General features: G+C 71.7%; 16 protein-coding genes. 9 read left to right on the forward strand and 7 right to left on the reverse strand.

Annotated elements, in window-relative coordinates; translation table 11 throughout:
• Positions 1-14 precede the first annotated feature (14 nt).
• Positions 15-1475: an aldehyde dehydrogenase family protein gene (locus tag ACZ4XD_RS26505; RefSeq protein ID WP_468046064.1), complete on the forward strand. Its 1461-nt coding sequence runs from the start codon at positions 15-17 to the stop codon at positions 1473-1475.
• 266 nt (positions 1476-1741) lie between these two features.
• Here the strand turns inward: ACZ4XD_RS26505 and ACZ4XD_RS26510 are convergent, their stop codons facing one another.
• Positions 1742-2443, reverse strand: coding sequence for an AraC family transcriptional regulator (locus ACZ4XD_RS26510; RefSeq protein ID WP_468046066.1), 702 nt, complete (start codon positions 2441-2443; stop codon positions 1742-1744).
• Between the two features lie 128 nt (positions 2444-2571).
• Between ACZ4XD_RS26510 and ACZ4XD_RS26515 the strand changes: the two genes are divergently transcribed.
• Positions 2572-2961 (forward strand): hypothetical protein, encoded by a 390-nt coding sequence (locus ACZ4XD_RS26515; protein WP_468046068.1) that lies wholly within the window; start codon positions 2572-2574, stop codon positions 2959-2961.
• Here the strand turns inward: ACZ4XD_RS26515 and ACZ4XD_RS26520 are convergent.
• On the reverse strand, positions 2939-4660 hold the full coding sequence (locus tag ACZ4XD_RS26520) for a CehA/McbA family metallohydrolase (protein ID WP_468046070.1): 1722 nt from the start codon (positions 4658-4660) through the stop codon (positions 2939-2941). The two genes, ACZ4XD_RS26515 and ACZ4XD_RS26520, sit on opposite strands and share 23 nt — an antisense overlap.
• Before the next feature lie 171 nt (positions 4661-4831).
• Here ACZ4XD_RS26520 and ACZ4XD_RS26525 point away from each other — a divergent pair, with 171 nt between their 5' ends.
• The 4 genes from ACZ4XD_RS26525 (at position 4832) to ACZ4XD_RS26540 (ending at position 12847) form a co-directional block, all read left to right on the forward strand.
• Complete coding sequence (locus ACZ4XD_RS26525; RefSeq protein WP_468046072.1) at positions 4832-5656, forward strand: TIGR03619 family F420-dependent LLM class oxidoreductase; 825 nt, start codon at positions 4832-4834, stop codon at positions 5654-5656.
• A 363-nt stretch (positions 5657-6019) separates the two neighbouring features.
• Positions 6020-6418, forward strand: a complete 399-nt coding sequence (locus tag ACZ4XD_RS26530) for a VOC family protein (RefSeq protein ID WP_468046074.1) — start codon at positions 6020-6022, stop codon at positions 6416-6418.
• Between the two features lie 134 nt (positions 6419-6552).
• The gene (locus ACZ4XD_RS26535) at positions 6553-9201 is read left to right on the forward strand and encodes a bifunctional FO biosynthesis protein CofGH (RefSeq protein ID WP_468046076.1); all 2649 of its coding nucleotides are present in this window, start codon (positions 6553-6555) and stop codon (positions 9199-9201) included.
• Positions 9202-9328: 127 nt separating this feature from the next.
• Positions 9329-12847: a tetratricopeptide repeat protein gene (locus tag ACZ4XD_RS26540; RefSeq protein ID WP_468046078.1), complete on the forward strand. Its 3519-nt coding sequence runs from the start codon at positions 9329-9331 to the stop codon at positions 12845-12847.
• 317 nt (positions 12848-13164) lie between these two features.
• Here ACZ4XD_RS26540 and ACZ4XD_RS26545 read toward each other — a convergent pair whose 3' ends face one another.
• Positions 13165-13428, reverse strand: coding sequence for a hypothetical protein (locus ACZ4XD_RS26545; protein ID WP_018092249.1), 264 nt, complete (start codon positions 13426-13428; stop codon positions 13165-13167).
• Between the two features lie 43 nt (positions 13429-13471).
• Here ACZ4XD_RS26545 and ACZ4XD_RS26550 point away from each other — a divergent pair, with 43 nt between their 5' ends.
• On the forward strand, positions 13472-13894 hold the full coding sequence (locus ACZ4XD_RS26550) for a hypothetical protein (RefSeq protein WP_468046080.1): 423 nt from the start codon (positions 13472-13474) through the stop codon (positions 13892-13894).
• A 437-nt stretch (positions 13895-14331) separates the two neighbouring features.
• Entirely contained in the window at positions 14332-15450 is a 1119-nt protein-coding gene (locus ACZ4XD_RS26555) for an ADP-ribosylglycohydrolase family protein (RefSeq protein WP_042156113.1), read from the forward strand.
• 104 nt (positions 15451-15554) lie between these two features.
• Here the strand turns inward: ACZ4XD_RS26555 and ACZ4XD_RS26560 are convergent, their stop codons facing one another.
• Entirely contained in the window at positions 15555-16340 is a 786-nt protein-coding gene (locus ACZ4XD_RS26560; RefSeq protein ID WP_468046082.1) for an SDR family oxidoreductase, read from the reverse strand.
• Between the two features lie 218 nt (positions 16341-16558).
• Positions 16559-17782, reverse strand: a complete 1224-nt coding sequence (locus tag ACZ4XD_RS26565; RefSeq protein WP_468046084.1) for an aminotransferase-like domain-containing protein — start codon at positions 17780-17782, stop codon at positions 16559-16561.
• A 252-nt stretch (positions 17783-18034) separates the two neighbouring features.
• Here ACZ4XD_RS26565 and ACZ4XD_RS26570 point away from each other — a divergent pair, with 252 nt between their 5' ends.
• The gene (locus ACZ4XD_RS26570; protein WP_468046086.1) at positions 18035-18910 is read left to right on the forward strand and encodes a hypothetical protein; all 876 of its coding nucleotides are present in this window, start codon (positions 18035-18037) and stop codon (positions 18908-18910) included.
• 141 nt (positions 18911-19051) lie between these two features.
• On the opposite strand, the gene ACZ4XD_RS26575 is transcribed toward ACZ4XD_RS26570, so the two are convergent.
• The gene (locus tag ACZ4XD_RS26575) at positions 19052-19261 is read right to left on the reverse strand and encodes a DUF397 domain-containing protein (protein WP_085925816.1); all 210 of its coding nucleotides are present in this window, start codon (positions 19259-19261) and stop codon (positions 19052-19054) included.
• Positions 19262-19458: 197 nt separating this feature from the next.
• Positions 19459-20325, reverse strand: a complete 867-nt coding sequence (locus ACZ4XD_RS26580; protein WP_468046088.1) for a helix-turn-helix domain-containing protein — start codon at positions 20323-20325, stop codon at positions 19459-19461.
• Positions 20326-20534 lie beyond the last annotated feature (209 nt).

The following is a 20534-nucleotide window of genomic DNA, read 5'->3' on the forward strand; positions in this document are numbered from 1 at the left end:
GCGGTGAGAGTCAAGTGAGCGCCGCGGGACGGCTGTTCATCGGCGGGGAATGGGCCGAGCCCGACGGCGGCCACTACGAGGTCATCGACCCGGCCACGGAGGAGGTCGTCGGGCTCGCGCCCGAGGCGAGCCGGGAGCAGGTGTACGCGGCGGCGTCCGCGGCGGCCGGGGCCTTCCCCGCCTGGTCCCGTACGGCACCGCAGCGCCGCGCCGCGATCCTCGACCGGGCCGCGGAGGTGATGCAGCGCGACTTCGCGGCGCACGCCGAGGTGGCACAGGCGGAGAGCGGCGCGACGACCGGCACGGCGCGCGGTATGCAGGTCGCGGTGGGGGTGGCGCGCTTCCGGCGGTATGCGAAGGGAGCGGTGGAGCCCGTGGAGCAGGGGCTGCCGCCGCAGATCAACGAGGCCGGGCCGATGGGGAAGGCGGGCGTGCTGGGTGCCCTGGCGGTACGGCAGCCGGTCGGCGTCGTCACCTGCATCACCTCGTACAACAACCCGTGGGCCAACCCGGCAGGCAAGATCGCCCCGGCGCTGGCGATGGGCAACACCGTCGTGGTGAAGCCCGCCCCGCAGGACCCGCTGTCGGTCTACCGGATGGCCGCGGCGCTGGCCGAGGCCGGGGCGCCACCGGGGGTCGTGAATGTCGTCAGCGGCGCCTCCCCGGCGATCGGCGCGGCGGCCGTGGACGCGCCGGACGTGGACATGGTGAGCTTCACCGGCTCGACGGCCGTCGGACAGCGCATCGCCGAGGTCTGCGGCCGCGGGATGAAACGCCAGCTCATGGAGCTGGGCGGCAAGGGCGCCGCGGTGGTCTTCGACGACGCGGACCTGGACTCGGCGGTGGCCGGCATCGGCACGACCTACTCCTTCTACAGCGGCCAGATCTGCACGGCGCCGACCCGGGTGCTCGCCCAGCGCGGGGTGTACGAGGCGCTGGTGGAGCGGCTGACGCGGTACCTCGGGCGGCTGACGGTCGGTGATCCGCGCGCGCCGGGCACGGTGGTCGGGCCGGTGATCTCGGCCGCGCACCGCGACCGGATCGAGTCCTATGTGGAGCTGGGCCGAAAGGAAGGCGCCCGGGTGGTGGCGGGCGGCGAACGGCCCTCCGCGCCCGAGCGCGGCTTCTATGTCGCGCCGACGCTGCTGGCCGACTGCACCCTGGACATGCGGGTCGTACGGGAGGAGATCTTCGGTCCGGTCGTGGTCGTCCTGCCCTTCGACGAGGAGGACGAGGGGATCGCTCTCGCCAACGACAGCGATTACGGGCTGATCGACTACGTCTGGTCCGGCGATGTCGCCCGCGCCTTCCGGGTGGCCCGGCAGCTGCGGGCCGGCGGGGTCGGGGTGAACACGGTCGGCCGGAACATGGAGGCGCCGTTCGGCGGCTTCAAGAAGAGCGGGGTGGGACGCGACGTGGGCTCGTACGCGCTGCACGCGTACAGCGAGCTGCAGGCGATCGTCTGGCCGGGGTGAGTGGGGCTGGGGAGAGCTGGGTTGGGGTGAGTTGGGTGGGGTGAACGGGGCCGGGGTGAGTTGGGTTGGGGTGAGTGGGGTTGTAGTGAGTTGGGTTGGGGTGAGTGGGGTTGTAGTGAGTGGGGCCCGGGTGAGCGGGGTCGGGGTGAGTGGGGCCGGGTCGTGCTGACCGTCGGCAGGGAGAATCACGGGATCCTCCGACGGGCGGTCAGTGCGCTCCATCCGTCCTGCCGGTCCCGCCATCGCCCCCGCGGTGACGCCCCGGGCTACGCTGCTCTGATCGTCACGCCCCGGGTCAGGAGCCGGCTGGGCCGGAGACCGAACATCGCATGGAATGCGCTGCTGAAATGGGAGGGGCTGGCGAACCCCGCCTCCACGGCCGCCGTGCTCAGATCCGGCCAGGTCTCCAGCAGAAGCGCCACCCGCAGCATGCGCGTCCACAGGCGGTAGCGGCGGAAGGTCGTCCCCGTCTGGGCCCGGAAGAGCCGGAGGAACGTCGATACGGACAGGCCGGCCTCCACCGCCAGGTTCTCGGCGGAGAGCTGCCGCCCCGGCTCCGCTGCCAGCCGCAAGGTGGCTTGCCGGATCCGTGGGTCCCTGGCCTCCGTGCGGTCGTCCGGACCGGCGAGGTCCAGCCAGCGCAGGGCGGCCGGAAGAGGGGTACTCCCGTCCATCCGCGCGGCCAGCCGCGTGAGCGGGAGTTCGTGGCCGTGCCCCCGGGCGAGCTCGGCGCTCCCGCTCATCAACCGACGGCACGCCCGCTCCCGTGGCGAGGCGGGGTCCAGGTAACAGAACGCCATCCGGCTCCCGTGGGGGAGAACCCGGTGCCGAACCCGGGCCGCTATCAGTGCGGTACGGGCGACCTGGCGGCTGCCGTTCTCCAGCTGGACCGTGAACTCCTCGTCCACACCCACCGCCAGACAGCTCACCGAGCCGGAGTGGATGTCCAGCGCCAGGGACGGTCCCACGTACAGCGCCTGACCGGGCCACAACCACAGCGCAGCCGGAACACCGCACGTTTCTGAAAGCGGCACGGATGGCATGCAGGCATGCTAGCCAGCACTTCGACCACCCTTCCCACCCCTTGGAATGACACATGTGGCTCGACCGCGTCACCACCGCTCTGCTCCTCCTCGTGGGGTTGGTGAACCTTCTCCCCGGCTTCGTCGCGTTCGCGCCGTCGCAGCTCACGACGGCGTACGGAGTGTCGGCCGAGGGCCCCGGCTCCGCCGACCTGATGGTGCTGCTGCGTCACCGGGCCGTCTTACTGGGGCTCGTCGGACTCGCCCTGCTCTGCGCGGCGTTCGTCCCGCCCTTCCACCTCCCTGCCGTCACCGCCGGGGCGATCAGCATGGGGTCGTTCCTGTTGCTCGCCTACTCCACACCGGGTCTCAACAGCGCCACGAGGCGCGTGGCACGCATCGACACAGCGGCGCTCGTGGCACTGGCCGTCGCCGCCCTCCTCATCTTGCGGAAGAGCGCCTGAGCGTCTTGTACGGGGCGGGAGCCGGGGCTGTAGCGGTGCGAGGGCGCGCCGCGTGCGTTGCCGCGCACCGCTCCCTGGGCCGCCGAGGCACGCCGGGCTCCGCTGGCCGTCCTCCGCTCGCCGTCCGCGGCTTGCCCTCCGCCGTCCTCCGCTCGCCGTCCGCCGCGCCCGGCCGGGACCAGCCCCGGCGGCCCAGGAAGACCGGGTTGGTCATGGCCGCCATGGGGCCCGGCAGGCCCGGTGTCGTCGAGGGGTGGCGGATTTCCGCGCGTATGTAGGCGGCGTTATCCGGGGTGGTCTGCCAGCTGACGGTGCCGTCGCCGGAGGGCGGCAGCGCGGTGGAGTACAGCCGCCCCTGGTCGGTGACGAAGGAGACCGTGCAGCCGGGGGTGCCGGAGACCGTCAGCCGGGCGGTGGCCTTCGCCGCACGGGAGACCGCCAGCCGCTCGCCGATTCCGGCGTGTTCACCCCGCTCACCGGTGACGGAGAACGCCAGGTCGACCTTCGACGACTCGGCGATCCAGACCCGGCCGGCCCGGATGCCGTCCTGAAGCGCCCGGCGTGAGAGATCGTCGGCGAGCACCACGGTCTGCGGCAGGCCGACGACATCGGGATCGCGATGGGCGTCGCTGTGGCCGACGGCCGGCAGCCAGTCCGCGCGGCCCTGGGCGTGGGCGACCAGGGTGTTGTCCCACTCGGCGAGGGCGACCTCGTCATCGGGGGTGTACGGCCCGTTCCAGACCTCCACCGCATCGGCTTCGTTCAGCCCGAACTTCCAGTTGCAGCCGATGCAGGTGGCGTGCGGATGCGCCGGGATGACCAGGCCGCCGGCCCGGCGGATGGCGCGCGCGAACTTCCCGAAGGCGTTGTCGCGGGCCCGGTAGCGCCAGTCGATGAAGACCTCGGGGTCGGTGCCCATCGCGACCACGTGACCATTGCGGGTGGTGACTTCCTCGCCGGTCAGGATCAGCAGGTCGTCGCCCCACAGGCCGTCCCAGGCACGATGCGCGGAGGTGGTGTTGTGCTCGGAGGTGTTGATGAAGTCCAGCCCGGCGGCGCGGGCCAGCGCGGCGATCTCCGAGGGGGTGCGTTTGCCGTCGGAGTGGACGGAGTGCAGATGGCTGTCGCCGCGGTACCAGGCGCGGCCCCGGCCCCGGGCGCGCTCGGGCGGATGGACGGGCGCCGGGGTGTGCCCCTGGGGGCCGTACTTCAGGGTGATCGTGATGTCGTAGGACAGGCCCTGCGGTGCGACCGTGTACGGGCCGAGGGCGATATGCCAGATGCCGGGGTTGACGGGGCCCGGGAGATAGCCGGGGGTGGCCTCGTCGGCGCGCAGGAAAAACTCCGTACGCGCTCCGCCCGACCAGCCGCGGAAGCCGGCGCCGCCGAGGTCGGTGCCCCGTTCGTCGAAGATGCCGATGTCGCAGGCGTTGCCGGCCGTGCCCTCCGGGACGGTGGGTCTGTCGTAGCGGTAGGTCACGGCGATTTCGCGCACCCCGCGCGGCACTTCGACCGGCAGGTATACGAAGTCGGGTGCGCCCGTGGGCAGATGGCCGGTGACCCGCCGGGTCTGCTCGCCCGGCCCGCCTCCGGACCGCCCGCCCGCGGGCGCCGCGTCGGCGAAGCTCACACGTCCGAGCGTAAGCGCGCCCATCGCGCCCGCAACCGCCGAAAGTCTCAGAACGTCGCGTCGTTCCATCCCCGCCCCCGCGTCATGTCGTGTCGGATGAGTGCCGCGTCGCGGCCGCTCGTCGCACCGCGTGAAAACTGTTGTACGCGCGTGTGACACCGAGCGAAAGGGCTGTGGATAACCGTCGGGCGGTGAGGCAACATGCGGTCACGCACACGCCCGACGCGGAGGTGTCCCAGCATGCGGATCGCGACCACGATCTTCCTGACCGACGAGACGATCCGGCCGGACCGGCTGGCCCGCGAGCTGGAACAGCGCGGCTTCGCCGGCCTGTATCTCCCGGAGCACACCCATATCCCGGCCAGCCGGGACACCCCCGCCCCCATGGGCGAGCCGCTGCCCCGCGAGTACGGCCGCACCCTCGACCCGTTCATCGCACTCGGCCAGGCCGCCGCGGTCACCGAGCGGCTCGCCCTCGGCACCGGCATCACCCTGGTCGCCCAGCACGACCCAGTCGACCTCGCCAAGCAGATCGCGACCCTCGACTTCCTCTCCGGCGGCCGCTTCACCCTGGGCATCGGCTACGGCTGGAACGTCGAGGAGGCCGCCGACCACGGTGTCGAGTGGTCGACCCGGCGGGAGCTGACCCGGGACCGGGTGGCGCTGATGCGCGCCCTGTGGGCCGCGGAACCGACCGCGTACAAGGGCGCATTCGGGTCCGTGCGGGCGTCCTTCGCGCACCCCAAACCGGCCCACGGCGCGCCGCGCATCCTCCTCGGCGGCGGGGCCGGGCCCAAGCTCTTCGGGCAGATCGCCGCGTACGCGGACGGGTGGCTGCCGATCGGCGGACGGGGGCTGACCGAGACCCTCCCGGTACTACGGCAGGCGTGGTCGGACGCCGGGCGCACGGGTGAACCGGTGGTGGTCCCGTACGCGGTCCACCCGTCACCGGGGAAGCTGGCGCACTACCGCGAGCTGGGGCTGCAAGAGGTGGTCCTGCAATTGCCGCCGGCCGGGGAGGCGGAGGTCCTGCGGACGCTCGACGACTTCGCACAGTTCTTGTGACGCACGGCAGCGTCGCGGTTCCTGTGACGCACGGCAGTGTGCCGTACCGGATGCGTGACGGCGGCGGACGGGCCGCCGGAGGGCTTGGCGGAGGTCGGCCGGGCCCGGGCGCGCCCTAGGACCATCGGTGTAAGGCCCTCGCCTCCGGGATCGGTACCGGAGGCCGATTCGCGCCCGCCCCGTCCAGTCGTAGCGTCGAAGGTGAGGTCCGTTGAACCACCCGCATTCAACGGCCCAAGGAGAACGGTCCACGGTCCTGGAAGAGCCACGGTCCGGACGATCCCGCAGATCAGGGGACCACGCCGCTCACGGGACCACAGAGATTTACGCCGATCACGGGACCACAGAGATCAAGGAGTCTCAATGCCTCGCCTCGACCACACGATCGTGCACAGCACCGACCGTTTCGCCTCCGCCCGGTTCCTGGCCGGTCTGCTCGGTGCGCCCGAGCCCAAGGCGTTCGGCCCCTTCGCCGCCCTCAAGCTGGACAACGGGGTGGCCCTCGACTACGCCGAGCATGTCGCAGGCGGCGAATTCGTCCCGACGCACTATGCGTTCCTGGTGACCGAGGAGGAGTTCGACGGGATCTTCGGCCGCATACAGGAGCGCGGGCTCTCCTACTGGGCCGACCCCATGCACACCAAGCCTCAGGAGATCAACCACCACGACGGCGGCCGCGGTGTCTACGTCCTTGACCCCGACGGCCACAACATGGAGTTCTTGACCAGGACGTACTCCGACGAGCTGCTGGCAAGCATGTAAGCGTGCGGTGCGCCGCCGCCGGGAAGGTGCCCTCTCCCGGCCCTGACGGAACCTCCGTCCGCAGTGATCAGCGGCACATCAACGGCCCCTTCTCCGGCGGCGGGGCTGTCGGTGGGCGCTCGTATGCTCGGAGGATGACTTCCAGCGCGCAGGTACCCGACCAGGCATCCGACCGAGGGTCCGACCGCGAAACGAACGCCGCGCCCGCCGCCGCCGGCCGCCCCACGGCGAACGCCATGCGCCGCGCGCTCAAGCGGGCCCGCGACGGGGTCGCGCTGGACGCCGGCGAGGCCGCGGTGCTGCTTCAGGCGCGCGGCGAGGATCTCAGGGACCTGTGCGCCTCGGCGGCCCGGGTACGGGATGCCGGCCTGGAGGCCGCGGGCCGCCCGGGGGTCATCACCTACTCGCGCGGTGTCTTCATCCCCCTGACGCGCCTGTGCCGGGACAAGTGCCACTACTGCACCTTCGTCACCGTGCCCGGCAAACTGCGCCGGGACGGCCACGGGATGTTCATGTCGCCCGACGAGGTACTGGACATCGCCCGCCGCGGCGCCGAAATGGGCTGCAAGGAAGCCCTGTTCACCCTGGGGGACAAGCCGGAGGACCGCTGGCCCGAGGCCCGTGAATGGCTGGAGGCGCACGGCTACGACGACACGCTCTCGTACGTCCGCGCCATGGCCATCCGTGTCCTGGAGGAGACCGGTCTGCTGCCGCACCTCAACCCCGGGGTGCTGTCCTGGACGGACTTCCAGCGGCTCAAGCCCGTCGCTCCCTCCTTGGGAATGATGCTGGAGACGACCGCCGAGCGACTGTGGAGCGAGCCCGGCGGTCCCCACCACGGATCGCCCGACAAGGAACCGGCCGTCCGGCTGCGTGTCCTGGAGGACGCCGGCCGCTCCAACGTCCCCTTCACCACTGGGCTGCTCATCGGCATCGGCGAGACGTACGAGGAGCGAGCCGAGTCCCTGTTCGCGCTGCGCCGTATCCAGCGCGCCTACCACGGCATCCAGGAACTGATCATGCAGAACTTCCGCGCCAAGCCGGACACGGCGATGCGCGGAATGCCGGACGCCGAACTGGAGGAACTGGCCGCGACGATCGCGGTGGCCCGGCACATCATGGGCCCCTCGACCCGTATCCAGGCACCGCCCAACCTGGTCGACGGCGAATACCAGCTGCTCATCGACGCCGGGATCGACGACTGGGGCGGCGTCTCCCCGCTGACCCGCGACCATGTGAACCCCGAGCGCCCCTGGCCGCAGATCGACGAGCTGACCGAGCGCTGCGCCGCGGCCGGTTTCGAGCTGCGGGAACGGCTCCCCATCTACCCGGAGTTCCTCCAGCGCGGTGAGCCCTGGCTCGACCCCCGCCTGCTGCCGCATGTCCGCGCCCTCGCCGACCCGGAGACGGGCCTGGCCATCGAGGACGCCCCCGTGGTGGGCCGCCCCTGGCAGGAGCCCGACGAGGGCTTCACGATGAGCTCCTCGGGCCGTACGGACCTGCATCACACCATCGACACCGAAGGCCGCACCGCCGACCGCCGCGACGACTTCGACGAGGTCTACGGCGACTGGGAGGCACTGCGCGAGGCCGCGGCCCCCGGGATGGCGCCGGAGCGCATCGACTCCGACGTACGCCAGGCCCTGGCGCAGGCCGCCGACGACCCCACCCGGCTCACCGACGCGCAGGCCCTGGCGCTGCTGCACGCCGACGGGCCGGCCCTGGACACGCTCTGCACCATCGCCGACGAGCTGCGCCGCGACACCGTGGGTGACGACGTCACCTACATCGTCACCAGGAACATCAACTTCACCAACGTCTGCTACACCGGCTGCCGCTTCTGCGCGTTCGCCCAGCGCCGCACGGACGCCGACGCCTACACCCTCTCCCTCTCCCAGGTCGCCGACCGCGCCGAACAAGCCTGGGACGTGGGCGCGGTGGAGGTCTGCATGCAGGGCGGCATCCACCCCGACCTGCCCGGCACCGCCTACTTCGACATCGCGCGCGCCGTCAAGGAACGCGTCCCCGGTATGCATGTGCACGCCTTCTCGCCCATGGAGGTCGTCAACGGTGCGACACGCACCGGGCTGTCCGTCCGCGAGTGGCTCAGCGAGGCCAAGGCCGCCGGCCTGGACAGCATCCCCGGCACCGCCGCCGAGATCCTGGATGACGAGGTCCGCTGGATCCTCACCAAGGGCAAGCTGCCCACCGCCACCTGGGTCGAGGTCATCAAGACCGCTCATGAACTGGGCATCCGCTCCTCCTCGACGATGATGTACGGCCATGTCGACCAGCCCCGCCACTGGCTGGGCCACCTCCGCCTGCTCGCCGAAATCCAGCAGGAGACCGGCGGCTTCACCGAGTTCGTCACCCTCCCCTTCATCCACACCAACGCCCCCGTCTACCTCGCCGGAATCGCCCGCCCCGGCCCCACCACCCGTGACAACCGCGCGGTGACGGCCATGGCCAGGGTGCTGCTGCACCCGCACATCACCAACATCCAGACCAGCTGGGTCAAGCTCGGCGCGGACGGTGCCGCCGAGATGCTGCGCTCCGGCGCCAACGATCTGGGCGGCACCCTGATGGAGGAGACCATCTCCCGGATGGCGGGTTCGAGTTACGGCTCGTACCGCTCCATCCAGGACCTCATCGCCATCGCCGACCGGGCCGGCCGCCCGGCCCGCCCCCGCACCACGACCTACGCCCCGGTCACCGAGGAACGCCAGGCCGCCGCCCTCGCGTCGGACGGACATCTGCCGGAGCTGCTGCCGGTCGTGGAGTAGCCGGTGGGGGCCGGAATCCGCGGTTATCCACAGCCCCCTTCGCGCCCCGCCGCCGGCGGCTAATCTGCGGGAGCAGGGCAGAAAGGCCGGCACCGCGGCAGTCGCCGGGGCGGAGGGGGTGGAATCGATGGCACGCAGCAGGCTCTCGCGGCAGGAGCTGATCCGGCTCCGGCGGCGGGAGGGGTTCGTCGGGCGGCGCGGCGAGATCGCGGCGTTCCGGGACAACTTCGCCCGCGCGGTGGAGGATCCGGCGCACCAGTTCCTCTTCCATGTGCACGGCCAGGCGGGCGTCGGCAAGACGTCGCTGGTCCGGCAGTTCGAGGAGACCGCGCGCGAGCAGGGCGTGCCGACCGCGTATGTCGACGAGACGGTGCACGACGTCCCCGCGGCGATGGCGGCCATCAGCAGCCAACTCGCCGCACAGGGACACCCCTTGAAGGTCTTCGACAAGCTGCTCACCACCTACCAGGAGCGGCGCCACGAAGCCGAGGCGGCGGCCGTCGCCGCGGAAGCAGCGCCCGGCCCGGCGGACCAGGACGACCCCCAGGGGGCCGTGCCCTCGCCCGCCAGCGTGATCGCCGCCCAGGCGGGGCTGGCCGGCCTGGGGCTGCTACCCGGCGTCGGATCCGTCACCGGAGCACTGGACCCCCGCCAGGTGGCGCGCGGCGCCGACCGGCTGCGCGGTCTGCTCAGCGCCCGGCTGCGCAGCCATGACGAGGTGCAGTTGGTGATGGCGCCGCTGGAGGTCCTGACGCCCGTCTTCGTCCGTGAAGTGAGCGCCGTCGCGGACGAGTCGCCCTCGCTGGCGCTCTTCTTCGACACCTATGAGCGGACGGGCCCGCTGCTCGACCTCTGGCTGTGTGACGTCCTGGTCAGCGATCGCTACGGCCCGCTGGCGCCCAACGTGGTGGTGACGCTGGCCGGCCGGACCGCCCTGGACCGCCGCTGCTGGGCCGACTACCTGGACTGCGTGACGGATCTGCCGCTGGATGCCTTCACCGAGGACGAGGCCCGCCAGTTCCTGGCGACCAGGGACATCACCGACGAGCGCGTCGTCGAGGTGATCCTGCGGCTGTCCGCCGGCCTTCCGGTGCTGGTCTCCACCCTCGCCGAGAACCGCCCGCGCGCCGTCGAGGCCATCGACGACCCCAGTGACACCGCCGTCGAGCGCTTTCTGAAATGGGAGACGGACCCGGTGCGCCAGGAAGCCGCACTGGCGGCCGCCCTGCCGCGCCATGTGGACGAGGACATCTTCCGGGCCGCGGTGGACCCGGCCGCCGCCGAACAGTTCGGCTGGCTGTGCGGGCTGCCGTTCGTCACCGCCCGGGCCGGGCGGTGGCAGTACCACGAGGTGGTGCGGACGGCGATGCTGCGCCTCCAGCGCCGCAGATCACCGCAGACCTGGACGGCCCGGCACCGCCAACTCGCCGAGGCCGCCCGGCGCCACCGCACGGACCACGCGTCCGGCGCGAACCCCGCGGACCCCTGGTCCGACGAGCGCCAACTGGACCACCGGCTCCGGGAGCTCTACCACTCCCTCTGCGCGGACCCGCAGCCGTCCCTCACCCCGGCGCTGTCCGACACCCTGGACGCCGCCGAACACGCGCCGGCCGTCGTGCGCAGAGTCGTGGAGACCATCCGCCAGGCCGGTGAGGACGCCGGCGACCCGGAGGTCGGCGACTGGGGCGACCGCATGACCACGGCGCTCACCGAGGACGGCGGCGGCCTGATCGCGATCCTCACCGCGCTGCTCGGCCACCCCGGCCTCGATGTGCAGGGGCAGGCCCGTATCCACTGTGTCCGGGGCCGCGAACACCGCAAGGCCGAGGCCTGGCAACAGGCGTTCGCCGACTTCGACCGCTGCCTGGAGCTTGAGCCGCGCAACGCCTTCGCCCTGCTCGGCCGTGGTCTGACCCACCGCTATATGCGCTGCTTCGAGCGTGCCGCCGAGGACTACACCCGCGCCCTGGAGATCACTCCGGACTCCTGGGAAGCCGCCTCCCAACTCGGCGAGGCCCACCGTCTCCTGGGTAGCTTCGAGCAGGCCATCACCGAGTTCGACCGGGCCCTGGCCCTGCAACCCCGCCACGCCTTCAGCATCGCCAGCCGCGCCGTCTGTCTGCGCCGCCTCGGCCGCCACGAGGAAGCGCTGGCGGGCCTGGAGCGCGCCATCGAGATCAACGCGAACTACGCCTGGGCGATGGCCGAACGGGGCGCTACCTACCGCGACACGGGACAGTACGACCTGGCCCTGGCCGAGTTCGACCGCGCCCTGGCCGTCAATCCCGCCTACGTCTGGGCCTACGCTCGCCGTGGGATCACCCTGCGGGTGATGGGCCGCCATGACGAAGCCCTCGACGCCCTCGGGCGCGCCGCCGAACTCCAGCCGAACGACCCCTGGGTATGGGCGGAGCGCTGCCACACCTGCCTGGACAGCGGACGGCATGAGCAAGCGCTCCTGGAGGCCGACCGGGCCCTCTCCGTCGACCCCGATTATGCCTGGGCCCACCGCGCCCGCGGCACCGCACTGCACGCCCTGGACCGCCACGACGAGGCACTGGCGGCCCTTGACCGCTCCCTGGAACTCCACGCGGACGATGCCAGGGTCTGGGGATTGCGGGGCGCGGTATGCGGTCACCTGGGCCGCTACGAACAGGCCCTCACGGACCTCGACCGATCGATCGCCCTGGACCCCGGGGACGGCCACACCCATTGGCAACGCGCCCTGGCGCTGACGGCCCTGGGCCGCATCGAGGAAGCCCGCTCCGCACTCTCCACCGCCGTACGCCTCACCCCCGATTCGAGCCGGTTCACGGCCACCCGCGGAACGATCAACCTGCTCACCGGCCGACTGACCGAAGCGCTGGCGGACTTCGACCGAGCCCTCGAACTCGGCGACGCCCCCACCCACACCCTCGCCCGCCGCGGCAAAACCCACCTCCTACGAGGCGATACCCCCCGCGCCCTCGCCGACTTCCACCGCGCCCTCGCCGAGCCCGGCCCGTCCGCCACCGCCACCCTCCTGTCCCTCAAGGCTGGCTGCCTACGCCGGACCGGCCACCTGGGCGCGGCATGCGAGGCGATCGAGGCTGCCCGAGAGGCGATGCATGCCGGCGCGGGCGACGACTCGGCCGACTCGGACGCCGGCCCGGTTGTTCGGTACGAGGCGTCGCTGCTGGCCGCCATGCTTGGCGGTGGGGTGGCGAGAGGGGCCTGCACCACGACCGCCGCTGTATCTGCTGACCCGGCCGTGGCTGCGTCTGCACTCGCGGCTGCGTCAGGGGCCGGGGCCACGTCTGGGGCCGTGGCTGCGAACGGACGCGGGCGGCACACCACCCCCAGCCACGACCGCACCTCCCCTCTGTACGGCAGCAACGCCCCCTCGGCCCCAACCCCCCTCCTGGAGACGGCTCTCATATCGCCGGAGTCCGTCGCCGTCCTGGTTCGATGTGCTCTGGGCGACTGGTCGGGTGCCGAGGCCCTCATCGCGGAACTGTTGGACGGCGGTTCATGGGAGGCCGTTGCCGAGACCGAACTGGGGCTGCGGGATCTCGTGCGTCTGCCGGGCGCGGAGACCGAGCGGCTGGAGTCGATACGCAGCGGGCTGATACGCCACTTGCAGCTGCCAGCTGCCGACCCGGAGTGATGGCGACCCGGAGCGACAGCGTCCTGGAGTGCCGGCGTTCCGGGCGCACGGTCGGCCGCAGGTGAACAGGCGCCCCGGGCGCTTGCTACCACCCCTGGTGTCCGCTGAGCCGGACCCGTCCGGGACCCACCACCGCCCGGGACCCGCCACCGCCCGGGACCCGCCACCGTCCGGGACCTGCCGCCGACAGTAGCCGTGCCCCGGCCGGGGCCGTGCCACCGACAAGGACCCTGCCACCGAACCGGACCCTGCCATCACCCGCGACCACGCCACCAAGCCAAGACAGCCTCAGCGTCCGCGGTCATGGCCCCCGATGCTCAGTCCCCCACTCCACCCTCGTACTCCGCCTCGTGCTGAAGGATGCACTGCTGCCACTGCGACAGGGCCTCCTCGCGGTCCCCTCCGCTGTCCTGGGCGGCGACGATCAGTGCGTCGGCGGCCATGGCGGCGAGCCGTACGGCGATATGGCACACATCGCTCTGGGGGAGCGGCCGAAGGAGTTCCACCGCGCCGTCGCTGTCTCCGGAGAGCGCGGAGGCGACGACGGCCATGGTGGTGCGATCCCACTCGTACTCGGACATGGGGAGAGCATGCCCAACGGGCGACGCCGCCATCATCGAACGGATGCGCGCCCAGGTGGGGGCGCGAGGGGAGGGCGAGACAGAGGTGGTGCCGATCATCCAGTGGGACGAGGACGACGAGAAGGGCGAGGACGAGGACGAGAACACGGACGAGAAGAAGGGCGGGGACGGGGGCGGCTGTGCGCCCGGTCCGATGGGGGCGCCGCCCGAGGGCCCCCGGGACGAAGGCGTCGGTCAGGCGGCCCGGAGGCCCAGAGGCCCGATGCGGTGGCACGCTCCGTGTGACCGGGAGCGGCCGGGCGAGGTCGGCCGGGGCCTACGCTCCTGGGGCGGGTCCCACGTCCGGATGACCGGTGCTGCCTCAGCCCAGTTGACGGATCGGGCTGCCCGCCAGGAAGGCCGTGATGGCTTCGACCGCTTGTGGGAAGTAGCCCTCGTCATTGCGGCGGGTGACATAGCCGCATGAGGTTCTCCCTAGCTAGGGGGAGGGCGGTGGACGGGCGGACCGTGGTCAGGGGGAGGTAGTGGTGACGGTGACGACCATGGAGGGGCGCACCGCCCGAACCACCGCCCCACCGCCCCGACCCCGCACCCACCACCCGACCCCGGCCACCGCCCGACCCCGGCCACCGCCCGACCCCGACCCCTCACCCGAGCCGACCCACCACCCGACCCCCACCCATCGGACGCCACCGGCCAAAAGCCTCCTTACGAATGACTATTCGCAATACCCTCCTGGCCAAAAATTGATCATTCTCGGTCGATTACAGTGCTGCGCCAGGGGCCCCGCAGGGCCCCGGTACGCAGTGAGCTTCAGGAGGGCGCAGTGAGCGAGCGCAGCGAACGTGCCGTTCAGAGGTGTGCGCCGCGCGAATGCGAGGCCGAGCGGAGCGAGGGTTCGGCATGAGCGCAGTAGGCGGCGGCGCCATCTGGGGGCGCGCGGAGCAGCAGGATTTCCGCAGCCGGGTACGCGGCTGTCTGCTCGGCGGCGCCATCGGCGATGCGCTCGGTGCCGGTATCGAATTCGACTCGCTCGACGCGATCCGTAAGGCGCACGGCCAAGAGGGCGTGACCGATCTGGTCCCCGCCTACGGGCGGCGCGGCGCGGTCACCGATGACACCCAGATGACGCTGTTCACCGTCGACGGCCTGATCCGAGCCCAGGTACGCCGCGACACCGGCGCCTGGCATCCGCCCACCGACGTCCACCGCGCCTATCTGCGCTGGTCCGCCACCCAGCGCGACTGGGGACCGGACGAACGGAGGAAGGACGACGGCTGGCTCGCCCGCGAGGAGTGGCTGTACTCCAGGCGGGCGCCGGGCCGGGCGTGTCTGAGCGGTCTCGGTGACGAGGTGATGGGCACGCTCGACAGCCCCAAGAACCCGGACTCGAAGGGCTGCGGCGCGGTGATGCGCTCCGCGCCGTTCGGGCTGCTGGTCGGCTGGGAGCCGCAGCTGGTCTTCCAGCTCGCCGTCGAGTGCGCGGCGCAGACGCACGGCCACCCCACCGGCTATCTGGCGGCCGGCGCGTTCGCGGTGATCAGCCATTCGCTGGCCCGTGGCGAGGACCTCGACAGCGCCGTACAGAAGGCGCTGGCCCATCTGGCCACCCGCCCCGGCCACGAGGAGACCACCGACGCCCTCAAGCGTGCGCTCGGCGCCGTACGGCAGGGCATGCCGACGCCCGCCCGGGTCGAGTCCCTGGGCGAGGGCTGGACGGCCGAGGAGGCGCTGTCGATCGGTGTGTACTGCGCACTGGTCGCCGAGGACATCCGGCACGGCCTCCTGCTCGCCGTCAACCACGGCGGGGACAGCGATTCCACCGGCGCGATCTGCGGCAATCTGCTGGGCACCCTGCACGGCGAGACGGCACTGCCGCCGGTCTGGCTGGTCGAGCTGGAGGGCCGGGACACGATCCTTCAGCTGGCCGACGACTTCTCGATGGAGATGACGCAGGGCGCCGCGCTGCACGGTCCGGGCGGCTCGTCGCCGGGCTGGCTCGCCCGTTACCCGCGCGCGTAGAGCGGCCGCAAAACGAACGCGTAGGCGGCCGCAGAGGCAGAGGCAGAGGCAGAGGCAGAGACTCAGGGGCCGCCCCGGGCTACGCCGAGGCGCCCCCGCCCCACCTACCGCATCAACTCCCCCGCGTTGACCAGCAGCGACTGCCCCGTGATGGCGCGCGCCCGGTCGGAGGCCAGGAAGACCACGGTCTCGGCCACATCCGCGTCCGTCGCCAGCTCGGGCAGCGCCATCCGTTCGGTGAGCCGGGCCAGCACCTCGGCCTCTGGCACGCCCTCACTCTGCGCCTGGAACCGTACGTACGCCTCCACCGGCGGCCCCCACATCCAGCCGGGCTGCACGGTGTTGACCCGTATGCGGTCCGGCCCCAGCTCGCGCGCCAGTGAGTACATCGCGGAGACCAGCCCGCCCTTGGACGCCGCGTACGCCGCCTGCTGGACCTGTGACGGGGCGGCGACCGACGACTGGGTGCCGATCAGCACCACCGACCCGCCGCCGCGCGCCGTGAGCGACGGCAGACAGGCGCGGGTCATCCGCAGCGTGCCGAAGAGATTGACATCCACGACACGGTGCCAGGAGTCGAAGTCGGCATCCCGCAGGCCCCCGAACAGCGAGTCCAGGGCGGCGACATGGACCACCGCGTCGATCCCGCCGAACCGCTCCACGGCCAGCCCGGCCAGCGCCGCGCACTGCGCCTCGTCGCCGATATCGGTCACCCGCCAGGCCGTCCGCGCGCCCGAAGCATCCAGCTGCGCCGCCGACTTGGCGAGATTCGCCTCCGTACGAGCCCCCAGCACCACCGAGGCGCCCTCCCGCACACAGGCCGCCGCGACCTGATGGCCGAGCCCGGCGCCCACGCCCGAGATGACGACGGTCTTGTTCCACAGCAGCATGTGTGCCTCCCGGCCGGGCCGCCCAGACTCACTCCTGATGGTGCGTCAGGTTAGGCCCGGCGCCCCGGGAAGACCAGAGCCGTTCGCCAAGACGGAGCCGGGCAGGGGCAGCCGGCCCCAGAGGGCTCTCCCCCTAGGGCGAGCCCCAGAGGGCTCTCCCCCAGGGCGCTTCGCCATCGAGGGGGCGCCACCGGGCCCGCAGACACCCCCCCTGGCGCTCAGCCGTGCCGCCGCGCCCCCTCCAGCGCCTTCCTCAGCCGGCCGAGCCCCTCGCGGATCTCCTCCGGGGAGTGCGTCACGAACGACAGCCGGACGGCCGTGGCGTCCGGCGGCCCGGCGAAGAACGGCGCGCCTGGGACGTACGCGACGTCATGCCGCACCACCTCGGGCAGCAGCGCCGTCGCGTCATACCCCTCCGGCAGCGTCGCCCACACGAACATGCCGCCCGCCGGCCGGTTCCACCGCGAGCCCTCGGGCAGCGCCGCGGCCAGCCCGTCGACCAGCGCGTTCCGCCGCTCACGGTAGGCGTCGCGCACCCGCAGCAGATGCGCGTCCAGATCCGCGACCGCCAAGTACCGGGCCGCCGCGGCCTGATCGACGGTGGAGGTGTGCAGATCGGCGGCCTGCTTGGCGATGACACATGCGCGCCGCAGCGCGGCCGGCGCGCGCAGCGAACCCAGCCGCAGACCGGGCGCCATCACCTTGGAGAACGAGCCGAGCAGCGCCGTACGGTCCTCGGCCCCGGGGAAGGTCGCGACCCACGGCACCGGCTCGCCCTCGAAGCGCAGCTCGCCGTACGGGTCGTCCTCGGCGATCCACAGCCCGCGCCGGGCGGCGACCTCGGCGACCGCGGCCCGGCGCTCGGCGGACAGCGTGCGGCCGGTCGGGTTCTGGAAGGTCGGCACGACATAGAGCAGCTTGGGCCGCTCCCGCGCGGTGATCTCGTCCAGCGCGACCGGGTCCAGCCCCTCGTCGTCGGTCGGCACCGGCACCACCCGGGCACCGGCGAGGGAGAAGATCTGCAGCGCCGCGAGGTAACAGGGGTCCTCGACCAGCACCACGTCCCCCGGCTCCAACAGGGCGGTGGCCAGCAGCGTCAGCCCCTGCTGGGAGCCGGTGGTCACCAGCAGGTCATCGGCATCGGTGGCCAGCCCCCGCGCGGTGGTGCGCGCCGCGACGGCCGCCCGCAGCGCCGGACTGCCCTCGCTGGTGGAGTACTGAAGCGCCCGCAGCGGATCCTCCGCCAGCACATGCCGAAACGCGGCCGCCAGCCCCTCCGTATCGAACAGCTCGGGCGCGGGCAGCCCACCCGCGAACGAGATGACCTCCGGCCGGGCGGTGAGCGCCAGGATGTCCCGTACCGGCGAACTCCCGGTCCGCGCCGCCCGGGCGGCAAGCCCGGGCACGGGGGCAACAGCGTGGCCAACTATCGCGTCCGCCATGACGACTCCCATCGCTCGTGTCCTGCGCCCAACCACCGTCAGCCACAGATGCCCGGCAGCTTAAGCGGCCGGGGGACGGGGCGCAGGGGTGACCGGATGATGAGCCGGGGCGGACGGACGGGGATGCGGGCGGATACGGACGGGGCTGCGGGCCGGGGCTGCGTCAGGGCAGGGGGCCCGCGCGCTCGATGCCTGACGATTTCGCGCACCACCCCTCGCTACCTGATGGTCCGTCAGCTACACCTGTCTGTCATGACCGCAGACAGCGAACGAGCGCCAGAGGTCGCCACCGCCGCCGGCACCGGGCCCGCCGCCTATGCCGAGCTGGCCGCCGTCGGCCCCTACGGTGTGCACCCCGGACATGCGCTGATCACCATGGTCGAACCGCACCCCGGCCATGAATACGCCTACAACCGCTGGTACGAGGACGACCACTACATCGCGGGCGCGATGGCGATGCCGTGGATCTTCGCCGGCCGCCGCTGGGTCGCCACCCGCGAGCTGCAACTGCTGCGCCGCCCCGAGAAGTCCGCCATCGCCCGGCCGGTCACGGTGGGCTGCTATCTCTCCACGTACTGGATCACCGCGGGCCGCTACGACGAGCACATGAAGTGGACCGTCGGCATCAACAAGCGCCTCAACCGGGACGGCCGGGTCTACCAGGACCGTACCCATGTCTTCACGGCCTTCCAGGACCACCTGGCGACGGTGTACCGGGACGGTGCGGCGGGCCCCCGCGACTTCCACGCACTGGACCACCCGTACGCCGGGCTGGTGTTGGAGGTGATCGACGCGGACGGCCCGGAACGGCGGGACCAGCTGCTGGAGTGGCTGTGTGCCCGGCATCTGCCGCGGCGGCTGTCGGGTTCCCCGGCCGCGATGGTGACGGTCTTCCGCCCGACTCCGCTGCCGGGGGACCGGATGTCGTATGTGCGGCAGGTCGAGGGCGTCGACACCCGGCTGACCCTGCTGTGGTTCCTCCAGCAGGACCCGCGCGACGGCTGGCCGGAGCAGTTCGCCGGCCTGGAGGAGGAGGTCGCGGAGTCGGGGCTGGGGCGGGTGGAGCTGGTGGCGCCCTTCCTGCCGACCGTGCCCGGGACGGACCGCTATGTGTCCGAACTGCGCTGACGGACGTCGCCGGCGGTCGTACACGGACGGCCACCGGCCCGCCGGAACGGGGAACCCGGGCATGGCCGAGCCCCCTCGGCCGGGACGGCGATCCAGTCGAGAGGGCTCACAACTGCGAATTGCGGACGGTGACGGCTCAGGTCACGCCGCGTCGAACGCGCCACCGGCGACGTCCGACACGAAGTGGCGCCAGGAGGAGTTGTCGAAGGTGAGGCGCGGACCCTCGGGGTCCTTGGAGTCGCGCACCGCGATGGCTGCCGCGGTCGGCACGGCGATTTCCACGCAAGCGCCGTTGCCGCCGGAGTACGACGACTTGGTCCAGGAGAATGCGGAATTGGGCTGCACGGCCATGATCACTCCAGCTCACTCTGAGTTACCGGGGATTCGGTACTGACGACGCTACGCGCCAACATCACCAGCCGCAGAGGCCGTTCACCCGTACGAAGGGCATATTTCTTGATCTCTTTTCACGGGAGCGATGGCAGGTGTACCGTGCGATCCCTTTCTCCGGAATCCTGGATTCCGCGCCATTGACTTCCTGGTGGATGTCAACCCATGGCGTCCGCGTGGGATTTCGCCGCGGCGGCGATGAACTCCCGGCTGTGCTCCGCACTCAACGCCTGGGCACGCAAATGCTCGTACATGATCGTGTATTTGTGCACATCGTTGGTCTTCTCCAGATAGAGGTCACTGGTGACGCCCTCGATGTACACCACGCTGGAATCGGCGGCATCGTCGAATTCCAGGATGGAGAAGGTTCCCGACATTCCGGCATGCGCACCGGTGTCGTACGGCAGGACTTGCACCGTCACATGCGGCAATTGGCTCATCTCGACGAGATGGTCCAGTTGCTCGCGCATGATCAGATGGCTGCCGACCACCCGCCGCAGCGCACTCTCGTCCAGCACCACCCACAGCCGCAGCGGGCGCTCGGGATCGGTGACCCGCTCCTGGCGGCGCATCCGCACCTGGATGCGCTTCTCCAGATGGTCGGGCGCCAGCTCGGGGACCGTACCGGGGATGACCGCCTCGGCGTAGCCGGGGGTCTGCAGCAGACCGGGCACCAGCAGGGACTCATAAATCCGCAGTGAGGCCGCCTCGGTCTCCAGGCCGATGTAGACGCTGTAGGGGATGTCGCCGAAGGCGTGCCACCAACCTTGCTGACGCGAATCCTTGGCCATCTGCATCAGTGAATCCACAATGCGGTGGTCCTCGACCTGGTAGACCCCGCACAGATCGCGGACATCGCGCTGACTGATGCTGCGGCGGCCGTTTTCCAGTCGACTGATCTTCGACTGGGAGACCAGCAGCCGCTCGGCCACCTCTTCCGCCGTCATGCCTTTGAGCTCACGGAGCCTTCGTAGCTCCTGGCCCAACCGGCGTCGCCTGACGGTGGGATTGACATTGGACGCCACGGGACGTGCACCTCCGGCTCCGTACTGCTGTCGATTTCTGTTCAGCAGACTGCCACTCCGGGGTGACGCCGCGCAGTGAAACGCACACAGAAGGCGAGCGAGCAGATGCGCGGGGGGGGGGGGGGGGGGGGGGGGGGGGGGGGGGGGGGGGGGGAACACCCGCCACGTCTCGTGGCGTTCCCTCTGACGCGCTGTGTGGGGGGCGGGGT

Source organism: Streptomyces sp. NPDC029466 (genome assembly GCF_055574515.1).

Coding starts and splice junctions, on each gene's coding strand:
- ACZ4XD_RS26515 (WP_468046068.1), top strand. CDS start 2,572: ATGTGGCTCGACCGCGTCACCACCGCTCTGCTCCTCCTCGTGGGGTTG.
- ACZ4XD_RS26520 (WP_468046070.1), bottom strand. CDS start 4,660: ATGGAACGACGCGACGTTCTGAGACTTTCGGCGGTTGCGGGCGCGATG.
- ACZ4XD_RS26525 (WP_468046072.1), top strand. CDS start 4,832: ATGCGGATCGCGACCACGATCTTCCTGACCGACGAGACGATCCGGCCG.
- ACZ4XD_RS26530 (WP_468046074.1), top strand. CDS start 6,020: ATGCCTCGCCTCGACCACACGATCGTGCACAGCACCGACCGTTTCGCC.
- ACZ4XD_RS26535 (WP_468046076.1), top strand. CDS start 6,553: ATGACTTCCAGCGCGCAGGTACCCGACCAGGCATCCGACCGAGGGTCC.
- ACZ4XD_RS26540 (WP_468046078.1), top strand. CDS start 9,329: ATGGCACGCAGCAGGCTCTCGCGGCAGGAGCTGATCCGGCTCCGGCGG.
- ACZ4XD_RS26545 (WP_018092249.1), bottom strand. CDS start 13,428: ATGTCCGAGTACGAGTGGGATCGCACCACCATGGCCGTCGTCGCCTCC.
- ACZ4XD_RS26550 (WP_468046080.1), top strand. CDS start 13,472: ATGCGCGCCCAGGTGGGGGCGCGAGGGGAGGGCGAGACAGAGGTGGTG.
- ACZ4XD_RS26555 (WP_042156113.1), top strand. CDS start 14,332: ATGAGCGCAGTAGGCGGCGGCGCCATCTGGGGGCGCGCGGAGCAGCAG.
- ACZ4XD_RS26560 (WP_468046082.1), bottom strand. CDS start 16,340: ATGCTGCTGTGGAACAAGACCGTCGTCATCTCGGGCGTGGGCGCCGGG.
- ACZ4XD_RS26565 (WP_468046084.1), bottom strand. CDS start 17,782: ATGGCGGACGCGATAGTTGGCCACGCTGTTGCCCCCGTGCCCGGGCTT.
- ACZ4XD_RS26570 (WP_468046086.1), top strand. CDS start 18,035: ATGACCGCAGACAGCGAACGAGCGCCAGAGGTCGCCACCGCCGCCGGC.
- ACZ4XD_RS26575 (WP_085925816.1), bottom strand. CDS start 19,261: ATGGCCGTGCAGCCCAATTCCGCATTCTCCTGGACCAAGTCGTCGTAC.